The following is a 16,235-nucleotide window of genomic DNA, read 5'->3' on the forward strand; positions in this document are numbered from 1 at the left end:
TGGTACTGTCGGTCACTGTCGCGATCTTCTTACCGTCACGATATACGTTAAAGTCCGCTCCTGTCAGCCCCGTTGAACCGTAACCGTTCACTTCTTGAGCCAATAACCGCCAGCTTAAAAATACCCCCTCCTGCGTTACCGCAGCTACCAGTCCGCGATCCAGCTTTTCCAGCTGAATGCTGCCGCTACGATTCTGTTCAACTGCGATTGCTGATTCCGCCTGCAGCGTCGGTTCGGACAAGTCTTCCGCAGCCACTCCTCCAGTCGTCCCCGTCATCGCCAGCATCGCTGCCAACGCGGCGGTCAAGCTTCCCTTTCGCCATGCGCCTTTCCCTTGAGCCATCCAGGTCGTCCTCCTCGAATGTATTGTGATGACAAGCAAATACCCGAAATGATTGCGCTTACATAAATTAAATTCCCTATTATTATAGTTTTGCCGTTCCCCCAAACGCGTTTAAATATCCGAGGATTTCTCTACACAAAACCGTGTTGTTTACTCATTCCAAATAAAACAGCCCTCACCAAGCCTGTTAACGGCATACTGAGGACTCAATATATATCTAATTTTCCTTTTATATTTTAGTGATACCCAATAATTTGAGCTACAACCACGAATACTGCACCCAGTACGAACCAGGCGGCCAGTAACGGCCAAAAGAAGCGAACCCATTTCTGATATGGAATACCCGACACCGCCAAACTCCCCATTAAGGCAGAGGAAGTAGGCAAAATCATATTCGAAAATCCATCTCCCAACTGGAATGCAAGGACTGTGGTCTGCCGTGTAATACCCAACAGATCGGACAGCGGCACCATAATGGGCATCGTCGTCGCTGCCATCCCCGAACCGGAGGTAATAAATACATTCATGACATTTTGGAACACATACATACCCAGCACTTGCACGGATTCCGGCAGATGTCCCACCATGATCGCAAGGCTGTTAACGATCGAATCAATCACATTGCCGTGATCCAGCACGACGACGATGGAACGTGCAAAACCAATGATCAGGGCACCATAGGTGATATCTTTGGCCCCTTTGGCAAACTCTGTCGCAATGCGACTTGGCCCGTAGCCTGCACAAAAGCCGGAAATGACTCCCATCGAAAGAAACAGGGCAGCCAGTTCCTCCATCCACCAATCTTTTTTGGACACTCCCCAGATTAACATCGCGAAGCTTACTATAACGGTCAAAATGATCAGGATATGCTTAAGCTGTATGGAAGGCAGATTGGATAGATCCACCGGCTTGTCTTCAGCGCTCTTTTCCAATTCGTAAACGAGGCTGCTTTCCGGGCTTTTCTTCACTTTACTGGCATAACGCATAATATATAAGCTCGTAATAACGATCAGGATGACCAACAGGATGGCACGAAGCCACAGCCCTGAAAAAATAGGAATTTGCGCAATCGCCTGTGCCAATCCAACATTAAACGGGTTCAGCAGCCCGGCGGTAAACCCGCAGGAGGCTCCCAGCGAAATCATGGCCGTACCCGTCAACGCATCAAATTTCAACGCCCGGGCGATGGCAATACCAATCGGCACGAATACCATCACCTCAGTGGACATTCCCATGGTAAAACCACCTACGGAAAACAAGGTGATAAACACGGGAATGACCCATAACCCCTTGTTGGAAAAAGACCTCGCAACTCTTCCGGTCACCGCCTCAATTGTGCCCGAGGAAGTAATAATCTGAAAGACACCGCCAATGATTAGAATGAAAAAGACAACATCAGCCGAATCGACTAGACCGGATACGATGGATTTTGGGATGTCCCACAGCGTAACCGGATTCGGATCGACATGAGCGTACGAACCGGGAACGAGCAGCGTTTTGCCGGTCGTTTCATTTTTAACCCGTTCAAACTCTCCAGCGGGAACGACATAAGTCAATATTCCAGCCACTAAGGTCAGAAAAATAAGAATGACAAAGGTGTGCGGCATTTTCAGCCATTTCTTCGGACCGCTCGGTACGGTCGTGTTGCTACTCATTCGGATGCTCCCCCGTTTCTCAACGCTTGCCATTGTTCAAATTCAGTCCGTACCTCTCTCAAAGCCACCGGATCGGTTACCAGATCATAAGCGGTCAGCGCCAGCGCTTTGGCGGCATAATTCATTTCAATCATGCCTTCCTCTGCTCCTGCAAGCCGGGCAAATTCCGGCGTGTGCGTGGACGCGTCACCCAATCGGATATAAGGATGAATCGCTGCAGTAATCTGGCTGACATTGCCGATATCCGACGAGCCGATCCCTCCCTGCGCAGGCGGCTCGTGAACCTCCAAACCCAGCTGCTCCAACTTGCTCTGGAACAAAGCCGCCAGCTTCTTGTTGGTATTGCGCTCCGCATAAATAAGCCCCTCGACAATATCCACCGTCGCGCCCATACCTTCTGCCGCCGCACGAACAGCACGATACACCTTGTCCCTCACCTCAGCCAGACCGACGACGGTTTGCGCCCGTAAAATAAACACAGCCTCGCACAGCTCCGGCACGACATTGGGAGCATCCCCGCCTTTGGTAATAATGCCGTGGATACGTACGTCGCTGGTAACGAACTGGCGAACGGAATTAATCGCCACAAAGGCATTGATCATAGCATCTAGCGCGCTAATGCCTTTCTCCGGGGAGGATGCAGCATGAGCCTGCTTGCCATGAAACGTGAACGTGGCGTCCACGCAGGCCAGTCCCCCGCGTAAAACCATCGTTTTATTCTGTGGATGCACCATCATCACGGCGTCCACGCCGTCGAACACACCATGCTCGCACATCATGATTTTGCCGCCGCCCTCCTCCTCGGCGGGTGTGCCCAATACCACAATACGTCCGGGTAGATCCGGTATCGCTTCTTTTAGGGCTATGGCTGCTCCGACCGATGCGGTACAGATCAGATTGTGACCGCAGGCATGTCCGATCACCGGAAGTGCGTCATACTCTGCCAGCAAAGCAATTGTCGGTCCGCCGGGCTTCCCTTCCCATTCGGCGCGGAAGGAGGTTTCCAGTCCTGCAATCCCCTTTTCCACAGCAAAACCAGCTTGCTCCAGTGTACTCGTGAGCCATCCCTGAGCCTGATATTCATGAAAGCTCAATTCAGGATGGGTATGTATTGTTCGGGCAAGCCCCCGCAACTCATGATCCTTTGCATCTACAGCCTTCAAAATCTCTTCATGGGATGGCGTTCTGCCATTATGTCCGTTCGTTGTTAAATCCATCAATGGAATACCGCCTTTCATTCGCAATAACGAATAATTATACAACCAATATTCAACATTGTATAAGCGAAGACCAGTGAAGTAAATTTAATATTTTTTGGCTTTATCCTTAAAATTATTTTATATATGACATGTTTGTCCTTGATATACGCTATTTTTCACCATTAATTACGTATATTCAATGTATTTACAGCCTCAAGACTGGAGCATCCATTCTACAAATCTTTCCACTGCCATAGGACGGCTGGATTTATTTTTATACAACATCCATGTTCTACGCAGGACAGGATCTCCATTTTTACGAATCAAATTAAATGCATACAGTTCATCCTTGGGAGAGATAAATATTTCGGGTACGATTGAATATCCCAGTCCGTGCCGAACCATTTCCTTGCAGGTTTCGTAGCTATCCACCTCCATAGAAACTCGTGGTGCACGGCCTATTCTCTCACTCCACCATGCCTGTACCGATTCGTTGAACGAGGAATACATATGACCGGAAAGTTGCGGCTTCCCCGGGTCCTTATAACGAATCATTGGAAGCTCCGGCAATTGCTCAAGCTCTACAGCTTCTTTGGAGATCACGCAGATATGCTCCTCATGAAGAAGATGCTTTCCCTCAGACCAAGGGTAATCATTGCGGATAACACCCAGATGAATTTCATCCCCGCGCAGCATCTCATAGATTTCCGCACTGAGTCCGCAGGTGACTGAAAATTGCACGTCAGGATAAATATCTTTAAAGCTTTTAAGAATCGGCGGTAGCCGATAATGTCCGTAATAGCTTGAAATCCCCAAGCGCAGCGTACCTTTTACTTCCCCTCTCAGGTGAATGACAGCTTCTTTTAATTCGGTCAGTTCCCTCAAATTCCGTTTGGCATACTCCACCAGTCGCTCCCCTTCCATGGTCAGCTTCGTTCCTCTGTTCCCGCGTACAATGAGAGGTACAGCGAACTCCTTTTCCAATTGGTTCAGACGGTAGGTCAAGGCAGGCTGTGTAATATATAGACGTTCGGCGGCACGTTTCATGCTCTGTTCTTCTGCAATGTAGCACAACATTAAACAATCCTTTTCATCCACCATGATCACTCCTTCAATTCAATCATTCCTTTGTTTAGCCGTTCCTTTGTTCTCCGTAAAAAAAGCCTAGATATATCGGTCTATTATAACGTATGAAAAACTTAGGCATAAAAAAACGGACAGTGGATTGTTCCATTGTCCGTTTTCGTATTTTTCGCGCTAACTATTGATAAGGATTCGTCTTGATTACTGCAAGCTAGTGAGGGACAAATGAACTGAAATCATCCCGACTGGACTGATCCGCATGATAAAATACTACATCCCCGTCCTGTAAATGAAAGATATGCCCGTACGGGTCTTTTATCTCTCGGCGGTAACCCTCCAGTTGCCACTGGTTCAATAGCGGACCATTTATATACTGTAAATGCGGATGCTCGGTGTCCCCCTGACGCAATGACTCCACATTAAAGTTGACAACGATAAAGCCCGTTTTCTTGAATATATCTGTATGCTCGTTTAGCTCCTGACGGCGACTGACCTCGCGCAAATCCGTGCCTTTGGTGACTGCGTATACATCAGCAGGCAGGCTATATTCACCATACCAGCGCTGAATCGACGCATTAGCGCGATCCACGTTGACCCCATCTGGCAGGTCTGTCTTCGGACCAATCAAGGTACGCACAGCCGCAGGCAGTACCAGCCAGTCGTAACGTCCAATCCAGGTCTTGCCGCGTGCAATACGGTGGGCATACAGGGAAACATAACGTTCCAGTGTCAACTGGCTTTGCTGTGCTTCACTCAGCTCATGCTTGTATTGGTAGGCTGACGTGTCCTGCATTTCCTCCATCGGCACATTGCGTAGCCGTTCATTCAAAATAACATATCGCTTTTCACGGTCCTCCGCCGATCCCAAACGGATAAATTTTCGACTGCCGGAATGTGTATACAGATCCACCTCTTCCCGCTGTCGCCCATCTTTGCTCACCCAATAGAACGATGGCGTGATGCGAATACCGTCCTTGGCGCTAAACATATTGCCTTTGGTTTTGAGGTCAAACTTGAAATGATAGCCTGTCTTGACCGCCACATTTGCATAGCCTTCATATGGGTGACTGCCGGGACGAACGGGCAAGGTGAACGGCTCCGGGTTCCCTCTAGGCAACCCGTCAATATTGCCAAGCCCCGTCCAATAGGACAGGCCACTATGCGTCGGGCTTCCTTTTCGCTGTCGAAATACCCGCTCCCAATGGTAATCGGCAATATCTGTGATATGAAAATCGTACATCCGTCCGATGACCTCAATATTCACCACATCATTGGCAACATGATGGGCGATATCCGTGTTGGCATGGCGTTGTTCGGTGAACCCGTCCGGTGCATTTTCGGCAATGGTACGGAACTCAACTGTATAGTTGCCTTCATCCACCCATACGGGCAAATAAAAGTCTGTGTCGAGCTGCTGCACCGGAATGTCGATCCAGGTACCCCGCGGATAAAATTGTGTCTTCCCTTTGTCGTAGACATCGAACGGAAATCGCACCTGCTTGGTTCGTACATATTTGGCATACTCCCGATCACCATAGCCAGGAATATTTAAATGTGGGCCTGCTGTCGAGATCGTCACCCGGAAAGGGCGCTCCAAAATAAGCGCGGATCGTCCTTTCGTAGGTTGGGTTTTCTGGTTATGAGCAGCATCGTCCGACACTTTAGACAGATTCACTACGGGAGTGTGAACAGTCACCGTATTAATTCCCTGTATCGGAAACGTTTTATCCGCACCTCCATTGATATTTCCTTTGAGAATAGCGTAAGTGATGTCACCGCTGCTGGGCGTATTGGACTTATTTATCTTATACTTATCAATCACATGATCCGGACTGTACAGCACATCCGGCCCAATCGCTCCGGAAGAGGGTATAACGCCTGGCCTAGGGCCATTCACCTTAACGCGCTCCGGATTCATAATGATCTTGTTTTCAAAGGTTAGAGTGTCGTTTTCCACTTCGATTTCCTTAACAGCCCCCTCTGCCTTGGATTTCAGTGCGCTACGGTCATCAGGTACACTCGGCTTGCTGCTGCCACCGTTTTTGCTACGGCTACCGCCATCCACTGTCCCGGGTGCAGGGGGCGGATAAAAATTGCCCTGAGTCGCTGCAATATAGGAAGGGGGTGTATAGGATTGCGGACGCAAAGTGATTGTTTCATTAGGTAACGCATAATTTCGGAGCGTAGCCTCCTTAATGCCGTACACCTCCAAATTATCTATCGTCCAATATGAGTATGGACGGACGATTTGGTAAGTATAGGTTCGCTTCACGGTCTCACTCCGCCGAGATTTTTTCTTAGGCCGCCAGGTCAATCGATATTCCCGGTTTACGTTCACTGTATATGTACACTGGCCTGTCATGTTCACAAACTTATGTTGAAAAAGGTATCTCTTCGCTTGCACATGACCGTATAGGCTTTCAGATGTAGGAATACCTTTGGATACGTCAAATCGTTCCCGACCACGCTGGTCCGCTTTGATAACGGCAGATACTGTCGGGTCCAGTTCGGCAGTTTCCAAGCGCAGACCTGGAACGGGGCGGGAGCAGACAACACCTTTTGTTGGCTGTTCATTATCTTGGCAATCTGAGGGTGCTCCCTCTTGACTTTCTCCAGGCTTAGGACAGCCCTGAGCTTCTTTGTAATACAAATAAGCGGTAAACTGCTCAAAAGAACCGTCATAGGTAAATCCGGGTACAATTCCCGGCAAAATATCTCCGCTTGGCGGTTTACTGGTCGTGCTTTTCTTATAACCCACATACTCATATTTCGGGTTGGTTGGCGGGGTGAAATCATACAGTTGATCAGCTTTTAATTCATCTTCTATCGGTGTAAATACGTTGTTAAGCGATTTACCATCAGTGGTAAAATGCTTGACGATTAGACTGCTCTCCAGTTCGATCTTGAACAGGATGGGCTGGTAGATACGCCAGGCTTCAACTTCTTTGGCACAGTTCGGGCAGCTCTCTTCTTTGATGTTTCGAGCCTGATCTACTGGATCAAGTTTCATGTTTACGGTGATTGGGATGATAGTAGTATCTGAACCAATTCCTTGTTTTTGGAAGGGACGGATATCTAAATCTTTTGTGCCCTTACTCATATGCCTCGCATATTCCTCATAATTGTCTGACCGTGATTTTATAAAATAATCACCATGATTCATATAATCGGCTATCGTATATAAGCGAGCCGTAACGTTCTTGATTTTACGGCCCGGAAACTGAAACTTGTAAGTGAAGGTTGCTTCACCCTGCATTCCTTTTCCAGGCTGCTTCTTTTGGGTTACCCATTCCCCCGCTGTGTTCTTCCACATGTCGAAATACATCATGCCGACAAAATAGCGATCATTTTTATCCGCATAATAAGACAAAGGTGTGATTTCCGTATCGGCTGCCGCCTTGTCAGTGGAGAAATAAAAAGGTGGGAGCTGCAACAATAGCAGTACCCCCACCAGCAATACGGCCAAAATGCGTTTGGTGTTGCTCATATGGTTAATTTCCTTTCCACGGATTAACCATCATCGGGATATAGTCCCTTGATGCGAGGTCAAAACCAATGTACTCAATATCTTGCAACTTAAAAGATTTATAGTTTTTAGTGCCTAAGTAAAGCTCATCAGCAGATGAATAGATCGGATAATAAACCATTTTCGTACCATCCCCGTTGTCTTGCGTCATTTGTTCTAGTGCAGGACGAAGACGTGCGTCTTTATTCCTTGTCAGGTAAAAAATCCCTCCTGCAGTAGAATTCGTTTTCACTCTCATCTGTAGGTAGGATACACCCTTAGAGGTTGTATAAGGCTCAATTGAATAAATATCACGCAGCATCTTAACAGGCAAATCATATTGTTTAAAAATTACCACTTTATTGTATGGCTGACCAATAACATTTTTTAAAAGCCCAGGTGTTGTACTAATCGTCTTCTTATACGGCTCGATACTCACCGCCTGATGCCCTGTATCCTCCAGCGCAGCAATTTCCTTCTTCCCAATCCAGACCCAGCGGCTGACCTTATCCCACTCCACCGTTTGCCCCAGGCCTTCACTTACCAACCGCAGCGGCACAAAAGTACGGTTTTGCTTCAAAATAATCTTCGTTTCATACGTTTTGGTCTGCCCATCCACGGTAGCGGTGTTTTGACCCACTGTCATGTTAACAGCATGTGCATCATTTTTAATCGACACAGCCAATTGACCGCCTGTTTTCTCCCAGCCTACCTTAGCCCCTAGCGCTTCGGATACAAAACGAATCGGAACCATCACATAATCGTTACTATCCTGAAAAGGTTTAGCATCTGGAAACTGTATTTTTTTTGCGTTTAACAAGACTTCAATCGGTTTGGTGCTGCTTGCTGCCTCCGTCGTTGGAATCGTACTTGTCGCCCCCCATAGCAACGTGACTGCGGTCAAACTCAACATCCATTTTTTCATACTCATCTCTCTATCCCCTTTGTCAGCTTAAACTTTAAACTATGTATATCATCTCTAATCTCATAAACTTATCGCATCCCCACTTTCGGAAAATACTGGATACAACTTATATATTATAGAGTTTCCCTATTACAAAATCTATAAGAAAAACTTCTAATACAAAGCATTCCAAACAAATAGACTCTATTGAGCAAGCCCTCCCCCTAAATCATAGAACTGATTCTTTAAAAAAGTTTATATTTCGCAAAATATCAATAAAAAAGGGCTGCCTCTCCCCTATGAAGGAAGAAACAGCCCGTGTGCTTCACGCGCGACAAAACTATGAATATATCAGCTCATACCACCATATGGATTATTCCAGCATCATCCAATATTTCTTACATCATAAATCATACCGGACTAAAAATCAAACGTTACTTTTCTCTCACGAAACATTTCAAAGATCATTCATGTATACCTGAACTTCCAGCTTGATAGCGTTGCTCATACACGTCCTTGTTGACCATCCTCAGCCCAAACAATCTGCGGATACGCTGTCCCGGCTTGGCCTTGAAGGTCACTGTCGCTTGATCCTTCCCCTCCAGATATGCAGCCGGAATAGCAGCATTAACGTTGTAAAACTTATCGGCCTCATCAAAGCCTTCACTAAAATTCTCAAGCGGATGACCGTTAATCAAAATATCAAAACCGCAGTTAGGCATTTCCAGTGTAGCTGTGTAGGTAATGACCAACAGCATCGGAGCAGACGGATCTGTATTCAGATCAAAAGAAAACCAGCCGTCAATTCCCGCATTCCGGTAAGGTCGGTTATTCACATATCCGGTGCGAGTCGAAGCATCTCCCTGGAAGTTATGATCTCGCTCCGGCTGCATTTCTCCGGGTTGGGCAAAATCAATCGTGCACTGCTCCAGAATCGCCAGCTTTTCGCGTGCCGCTGTATATTCCTGTTCCGCCTCCTGCCACGCTTCCTTGGTAAAAATGTCCCAGTATACGGAATACGTACGGTCATGCATTTTATACAGAGGAGATAATTCCACATCCCGGGGATGCCCTGCATTCAAGGTACGAAACGTATTGGTCTTGCCCTCCACGGGCTGAATCCAGGCATCCAGCTTTTCCGTTTGGGGGATGAATACTGGTGTGTACAGGAAATCCTTGGCTCTAGGATCTTCTAAGGGTCCAAGGTCGCCTGCTAGCACCAGCGGTCCATACATGACAGCTGCCCGATCCGGGTTATCCGGCATCTGCTCCAGTCTCAGCGACATCGGAATCGTCACCTCTACAACATCACCGTCAATCCACGTTCTGGCGATGGAGACAAAGCTGCCCGGTTCCGATACAACCGATTGCTCCTTGCCATTTACACGAATGGTAATTCCTTTTTCAGCCCAATATGGATAACGGATGAGTAGCATAAATGAGGCAGGTTGATCGCATTGAATCTCCAGCGTCGTATGATCTGTATCTGGATAGGAAGTATTTTGTTTTAGCGTAACGCCTGTGTCCTTCCATTCCAGCGTGGAGGCAATGAACTGATTGACATATAGCTTATCGTGATCGTGAAAATAAATGCCGCTGCCGTAGCTCGCATGGTTTTCCATCCCTGTGCCGACACAGCACGTGAAATCATCAAATTTGCTTTCAAAATGCTTGTGCCCACCCATCGCCAGAGATAGAAAATACGTTACACCCCCGTGAACCGGGTCCTGCGAAGCCAAAATATGATTGAATAGACCTCGCTCATAAAAGTCCGCTTCCTTGGCGGAAGCATTCCATTGAAACAGATGATTGGTCAGCTTAAGCATGTTATAGGTATTGCACGTCTCCGTCGTATGAGGCCCGATGCGATCATTCAAGCCATCTGGCGCGCCAAAATATTCTCCAAAGCTATTCCCGCCAATGACATACGAATGATGATCCACCACCCGCTCCCAAAAAAACTCCACCGTTGCCCGGCGTTTCGTATCATTGGTCAGCTCATATTCCTTGGCAAGCCCGATCATCTTCGGAATCTGTGTATTGGCGTGAATGCCCTGCAAACAGTCTTCCTGCGAGCTAAGCGGGTCCAGCACCAGCTTGTGCCAGAAGCATTCAGCCAGCCACAAGTAGCGCTCTTCCCCGGTATCCGCATACAAATCGGCCAATACCTCATTCATGCCTCCATATTCGCAAAACATCATCTGCTGGAGCTGCTCATCGCTCATCGGCTTCATAATTCCTTCGAGCCAGTCCGCCAGCTTGCGCTCTACATCTAATGCCTTATCACAGCCTGTCAAATGATGCGCATCCCGCAGGCCAGCGAATAACTTGTGCAGTGTATACAAGGGTGCCCAGGCACCGTTCAGGTCAAAGCCCTTCGAGCGAATATTTCCAGCAGACACCTCTTCAAAAAGTTCCTTCCCCCCTGGAATACCGGATACATATCCGTCACCATGCGCCGCCTGACAAACGGCTAGTTCATCCGTAATGTAATGTGCAATTTCTTTAAAACGCTCATCGCCCGTTGAAGCATACATCATGGAGCAAGCGGACAAGTAATGTCCCAGTGTATGACCGGAAATAGTCATCGCTTCCCAGCCTTCATACTGAGGCGCTTTGGGCGTAAGTCCGGCATATTCCCGAAAACGCGCCAGCAGGCGGTCTGGTTGAAGCTCCAACAGATAAGATCGGTTCAGCTCCATCGCCTGTTTGAAGGGACCTTCAGCCAATACCACCTCATTCAGTGCGAACGGCCTTGCTTTCATATGGGCTTTTGCTTTAAGAGTCACTTTCCGTTCCTCCTTTAAGGCGAATTTGGGATAAAAAAATGCATATCAAACACAATGAGCCGTTACGCGCCGCTGCCAGAGGTTTGCCCCCACTGCTGGTACAGCTGCGTTCTCGCCTCTGTAATGCCGGGATGAAACTGAATCAGCGCATGCTTGCGTGCAAAATGGACCTCACGGATCGCCTCCTGTACCCGCTGTTCCCCGCCTGCTCCGCCGAGTCCAGCGGCATGGAGCATGGAAGCGGCGGCTAATCGACCTTGGGCCATCGCGACCAGCCCGCTTTCGATGCCGGTAATATTGCCGGCAACGTACAGCCCTTTGAGCGAGGTTTCCATTCGCTCACCATGCAGTGGAACATGCCCGCCTAGCTCAGGGCTGTACACGAACTTGCACCCGGCTACCGCCGCCAGCTCAGCGAGCGGGTACAAGCCGCCGCTCAACGCCACGAAGTCGGCGGGTTCGACGCGCTCGCTGCCGGGAATAGGCGAGCCGTCCGGTTTAACGTGGATCAGGGTCACAGATTCGACCCGGTCCTGCCCGTTGACGGACAGCACTGCTGTCCGCAACCGGATCGGGATATCCCACAGACGGAAGCCTCTGTGGGGATAGCAGCACGCGATGAGTTTCTCCATCCGCATCACAGCTGCGAGCCTGCCGCCTGCACGCATCCAGGCGGCAGGGGCCAGCCCCGACAGCTGAAGCAGCAGCTTCGCGGAGGCTGTCGGATCTGCCGCCGCACCAGCCAGCGGATTAGCGCACGGCAGTGTAATCGCCGCCACCTTCACTCCGGCGACGGACAGCTCGCGGGCAATCGCCATCGACAATACGTTCATGCCCACTATGATGCCTCGCTCTCCTGGCTTAACGTAATGAACGTTGGTCATCACCTGCGCGGCCCCGATGGACATCACGCCCGGCAGCGTCCAGCCATCCAGCGGAACGGGAATTTCAGCAGCTCCAGTCGCCAGCAATACGTAATCCGCAGTGAACAATCCACAGGAAGTGGAAATTTCCCACGTCGTTGTATATTCCATACCATGTACGGAAACGCCGCAGCGAATGTCCACCCCAAGTTCCCTGCAACGGGTAATCAGCTCATCCGAAACGTGTTTTCCAACCCACCAGCCTTGACTGCCTTCCTCATGATATTGCCCGGGCATGCGTCCACCCGGCTCTGTAAACTCATCCAGTACCGTGACTGGCAATCCTTGCTCAGCAGCCGATACCGCTGCGGACAATCCGGCGGGACCCGCCCCAATGACGATGAGATGCGCCATTTTATTCATGTCACAATTCTCCCTGTGATTTCATTCGAAAGTTGCCGTCCGGTTTCCACCACCATACCTTCCTCCAGCTTGGTCAGGCAGGAACGGACGGTACCGAACGGATGAACCGTCAGGCGGCATTCGTTACAATGCCCAATGGCGCAGTATACACCTCTGGCCGTACCGGATTCCTCATGCCTTCTCAGCAAACGGACACCGCTGGCCAGTAGTGCTGCTGCCAATGGCTCTCCAGCCAATCCCTGCATGGGACGACCGTCAAAAATGAAAGATACCTGCCGCCGTTCCGGCTTGGGTCCCAAAATAGGATGATTTACAATACGCATGCGGCTCATAAGGAACCTCCCTCTGCCAGCTGCCCGAACGTTACGGGACGCACGGGAGGCCTTTGGGATAACAGCTCCGCCTCCCGGCGGGCGGCAGGAACCTGATTGTAAAACCATGACTCCACCAATTGTCGGCATACCCTGCCCTGACATGCCCCCATCGTCACCCGCGTAGCCATTTTAAGCTGGCGCACGGTGTCCACGCCCATGCGGCAGACCTGCTCCATCTGTGCGATACTCACTTCTTCACAGCGACATACGAGCAGATGACCTGATGCGCTCTCAACCGTCTCACTTCGTCCCGTCGCCCGCTTACTCATAGCTGATCGCGCAGGTTTTAATCGCTGAATAAAAATCCAGCGCCGCCTGGCCCTGTTCCCGGGTATGTGAACTGGATTGCTTCAGACCGCCGAACGGAGCCTGGTATTCGACACCAGCCGTCTCCTGATTAACCCGGACCATACCGGCGTTCGCCTCATCCAGAAACCGGTGAGCCAGCCGTAAATCGCGGGTGAACAGCGAGGCGCTTAATCCATAAATAGAATCATTGCACAGTCGAATCGCATCCTCGAAGTCGTCCGCCTGCATTACCCCCATCACAGGTCCAAAAATCTCCTCCTGAATCAATGGATGGGACGAATCAAGTCCAGTCGCCACCATCGGACGCACATAATATCCGTTATCCGCCCCGGCGGCGGCTCCACCTTCGGCTAAAATATCGGCTTCCCGGCGGGCGAGTGATACATAGGACATGACCTTCTCATACTGACCTGCCGATGCCACAGGTCCAAGATACGCACCGGGGTCAAGCGCCGGAGCGATCTGTATTTTTTCCACCGCTTGGCGTAAGGCTTCCGTGAACGTCTCATAGACAGACTGTTCCACAATTACCCGACTGGTGGCCGTGCATTTTTGCCCGGCTGAACGGAAAGCTCCGCTAACAATCATCGCTACTGCTTGCGCCACATCCGCGTCCTTCAGCACCACAGCGGCATTTTTACCGCCCATCTCGGTCTGGTACTTGATATTACGGCGTGCGCACCGTCCCGCAATGCCCAAACCTGTAGCAGTAGAACCCGTGAAGCTGACCGCATCCAGTACCGGATGCTCCAGTAAGGCATCGCCAATACGGTTACCTTGCCCAATGACTAAGTTCAGCACGCCGGGGGGAAGCTGCACCGCCTCGAATAGCTCGGCGACCCGTACTGCAGTTAATGAAGCATGTTCGGCAGGCTTCCAGATGACCGTGTTTCCGCACAAGAGTGCAGGGGCGATTTTCCATAGCGGAATAGCTACTGGAAAATTCCACGGCGTAATGACTGCCGTTACACCCAGCGGAATGCGCTTCGTGTATTGGAGCACTCCCGGCTCATTCGAAGGAATGACTGTACCGATGGATCGTACGCCCTCTGCCGCGTAGTATCGGAGCAGATGGACACCTCGCATGACCTCTCCGCGCATCTCGGTAATCGGCTTGCCCATCTCACGGCTAGCCAGCTCAGCCAATTCAGGTAATGCTGCCTCTAGTAACCCGGCTGCTTTGAACAGATAAACTCCCCGTGCTGCGGGACTTAACGCGGCCCAACCCGCCTGAGCCAGCCGTGCCGCATCCCCGGCCTGTGTAATATCGCCCGTTTCTGAAAAATGGACGACTCCGACCTCCTCCTTCAAGGCCGAAGGATTGTGAACCACCATTTCCTCGCCTGAAGGGTTCTGCCACTCACCGCCGATCCAATTTCGGCTCTCCATCGTCTTCACCTCCATTCAGGATGAAACTTCGCTTGGACGAACCGCCACCGCAAATGCTTCCCGAATGCGGTCATAATCCGCCTGCGGCAGCGCAAGTCTGGGCGGACGTGTCGGACCGACCGGAAATCCAGCCAGCTCCATCATATATTTGATGGACTGTACCAATTGCGGGCTGGCATCATAGTGGAACAGCGGCAGCAGCCTGCGATACAACGCGGACGCTTCCGCCATATTTCCCGCCTGCGCAAGTCGGAACAGCTCTACCCCTTCCTTGGGCAGCGCATTAGGTACCCCCGAAATCCAGCCTGTCGCGCCGAATAATGCCCCCTCCATCGCCAGATTATCTACTCCGACCATGACCTCCAGCTCTGTCTGATCCAAAATAGCGTGAATACGCCGTACATCACCGGAAAATTCCTTGACTGCTACGATATTTTCAATTCGCGACAAGTCCGCAAGAATATCTGGAGTCAAGTCAACCTTGTAATCATGGGGGTTGTTATACGCAATGATCGGCAAGCCCACCTCCGATAATGCTTCATAATGGGCCGTTACCTCGTGAGGCAGTGGATTATAATTAATGGGCGGCAGTGCCATGACACCCGCTGCTCCGGCATCCTTCGCATGCTGAATCCAATGCACCGCCTGTTTGGTGGACGGAGCCGCCGAGCCGACAACAACCGGGACACGCCCTGCCGCAGCGTCAATTACGGTATGCACAACCTGCGACCGTTCCTCCGGGGACAAAGCCGCATATTCTCCCAGCGATCCCGTAGGAACCAGTCCGCTAATGCCGCTTGCAATCAGATGCTCGCACAGCTCGGTCAGACGCTTATGGTCTACCTCCAGCTCTGCCGTGAACGGTGTAACCAAGGCCACATATACACCTTCAAAACGTGCCATATGCTTACCAACCCTTTCCCATCTTTATTTTCATATTCAGCATTCGGGAATGATGCAAAATGCTCACATCAGCAAAAAACCTTCTTTAAGCGGGTCCTCGGGGTCCAACACAAATTGATGATGTCCCGTCACCCAAGCCGAGCCTGTAATTTGTGGAATGACTGCCGGATATGGACCTATCTGCGTCTCGCCCACGATTTCAGCCCGAAACATGGAACCTGTGATACTTTCATGTACAAACGGCTCATTTAAGCCCAGTTTTCCCTTGGCGTGCAGCACCGCTACCTTGGCCGAGGTTCCTGTGCCACAAGGAGAACGATCGATACCTCCCGGTGGGATGACGACGACATTGCGGCAATCGGCCTGTGGAGCCACAGGCTCCCCGTAGAATTCAATATGCGTCAATCCTTGAATAACCGGATTTTCAGGATGTACTACCTCAACAACAGCATTCACTGCCTCCCGAATCTGCACTGCTGTTCGTACAATTTTTGCC

The 16,235-nt window shown here is 50.2% G+C and carries 13 protein-coding genes; all 13 read right to left on the reverse strand.

Annotated features, from left to right (window positions below):
* Positions 1-343, reverse strand: a 343-nt coding sequence (locus tag GRP75_RS10935) for a rhamnogalacturonan endolyase family protein (protein ID WP_483311088.1), incomplete at its 3' end; no start/stop codon positions are given.
* Between the two features lie 236 nt (positions 344-579).
* Positions 580-1,998 carry a YfcC family protein gene (locus GRP75_RS10940; RefSeq protein WP_023987264.1) on the reverse strand — a complete coding sequence of 473 codons (1,419 nt, stop codon included), beginning with the start codon at positions 1,996-1,998 and terminating at the stop codon, positions 580-582.
* A complete protein-coding gene (locus GRP75_RS10945; protein ID WP_075153824.1) occupies positions 1,995-3,215 on the reverse strand; it encodes a M20 family metallopeptidase in 1,221 nt (406 codons plus the stop codon). The genes GRP75_RS10940 and GRP75_RS10945 overlap by 4 nt, the downstream gene beginning before the upstream one ends.
* Before the next feature lie 195 nt (positions 3,216-3,410).
* The gene (locus GRP75_RS10950) at positions 3,411-4,298 is read right to left on the reverse strand and encodes a LysR family transcriptional regulator (protein WP_048481493.1); all 888 of its coding nucleotides are present in this window, start codon (positions 4,296-4,298) and stop codon (positions 3,411-3,413) included.
* A 193-nt stretch (positions 4,299-4,491) separates the two neighbouring features.
* A complete protein-coding gene (locus tag GRP75_RS10955; RefSeq protein WP_160789330.1) occupies positions 4,492-7,767 on the reverse strand; it encodes a DUF5704 domain-containing protein in 3,276 nt (1,091 codons plus the stop codon).
* Positions 7,768-7,771: 4 nt separating this feature from the next.
* Positions 7,772-8,716, reverse strand: a complete 945-nt coding sequence (locus GRP75_RS10960) for a copper amine oxidase N-terminal domain-containing protein (RefSeq protein WP_160789331.1) — start codon at positions 8,714-8,716, stop codon at positions 7,772-7,774.
* A 437-nt stretch (positions 8,717-9,153) separates the two neighbouring features.
* Positions 9,154-11,454 carry a glycoside hydrolase family 127 protein gene (locus GRP75_RS10965; protein WP_160789337.1) on the reverse strand — a complete coding sequence of 767 codons (2,301 nt, stop codon included), beginning with the start codon at positions 11,452-11,454 and terminating at the stop codon, positions 9,154-9,156.
* 86 nt (positions 11,455-11,540) lie between these two features.
* Positions 11,541-12,764, reverse strand: coding sequence for an NAD(P)/FAD-dependent oxidoreductase (locus tag GRP75_RS10970; protein ID WP_160789332.1), 1,224 nt, complete (start codon positions 12,762-12,764; stop codon positions 11,541-11,543).
* A complete protein-coding gene (locus tag GRP75_RS10975) occupies positions 12,761-13,096 on the reverse strand; it encodes a (2Fe-2S)-binding protein (RefSeq protein ID WP_023987257.1) in 336 nt (111 codons plus the stop codon). Before GRP75_RS10975 ends, GRP75_RS10970 begins: the two co-directional genes overlap by 4 nt.
* Positions 13,093-13,407 (reverse strand): (2Fe-2S)-binding protein, encoded by a 315-nt coding sequence (locus GRP75_RS10980; protein WP_160789333.1) that lies wholly within the window; start codon positions 13,405-13,407, stop codon positions 13,093-13,095. Before GRP75_RS10980 ends, GRP75_RS10975 begins: the two co-directional genes overlap by 4 nt.
* Positions 13,400-14,836, reverse strand: a complete 1,437-nt coding sequence (locus GRP75_RS10985) for an aldehyde dehydrogenase family protein (RefSeq protein WP_160789334.1) — start codon at positions 14,834-14,836, stop codon at positions 13,400-13,402. The genes GRP75_RS10980 and GRP75_RS10985 overlap by 8 nt, the downstream gene beginning before the upstream one ends.
* Positions 14,837-14,851: 15 nt before the next feature.
* Positions 14,852-15,739 (reverse strand): dihydrodipicolinate synthase family protein, encoded by an 888-nt coding sequence (locus GRP75_RS10990; RefSeq protein ID WP_160789335.1) that lies wholly within the window; start codon positions 15,737-15,739, stop codon positions 14,852-14,854.
* A gap of 63 nt (positions 15,740-15,802) precedes the next feature.
* Positions 15,803-16,235: proline racemase family protein (locus GRP75_RS10995; RefSeq protein ID WP_160789336.1), on the reverse strand; the 433-nt coding region annotated here is incomplete at its 5' end.

The sequence above is a fragment of the Paenibacillus sp. OT2-17 genome, from assembly GCF_009827695.1.
Lineage (GTDB): Bacteria > Bacillota > Bacilli > Paenibacillales > Paenibacillaceae > Paenibacillus > Paenibacillus polymyxa_B.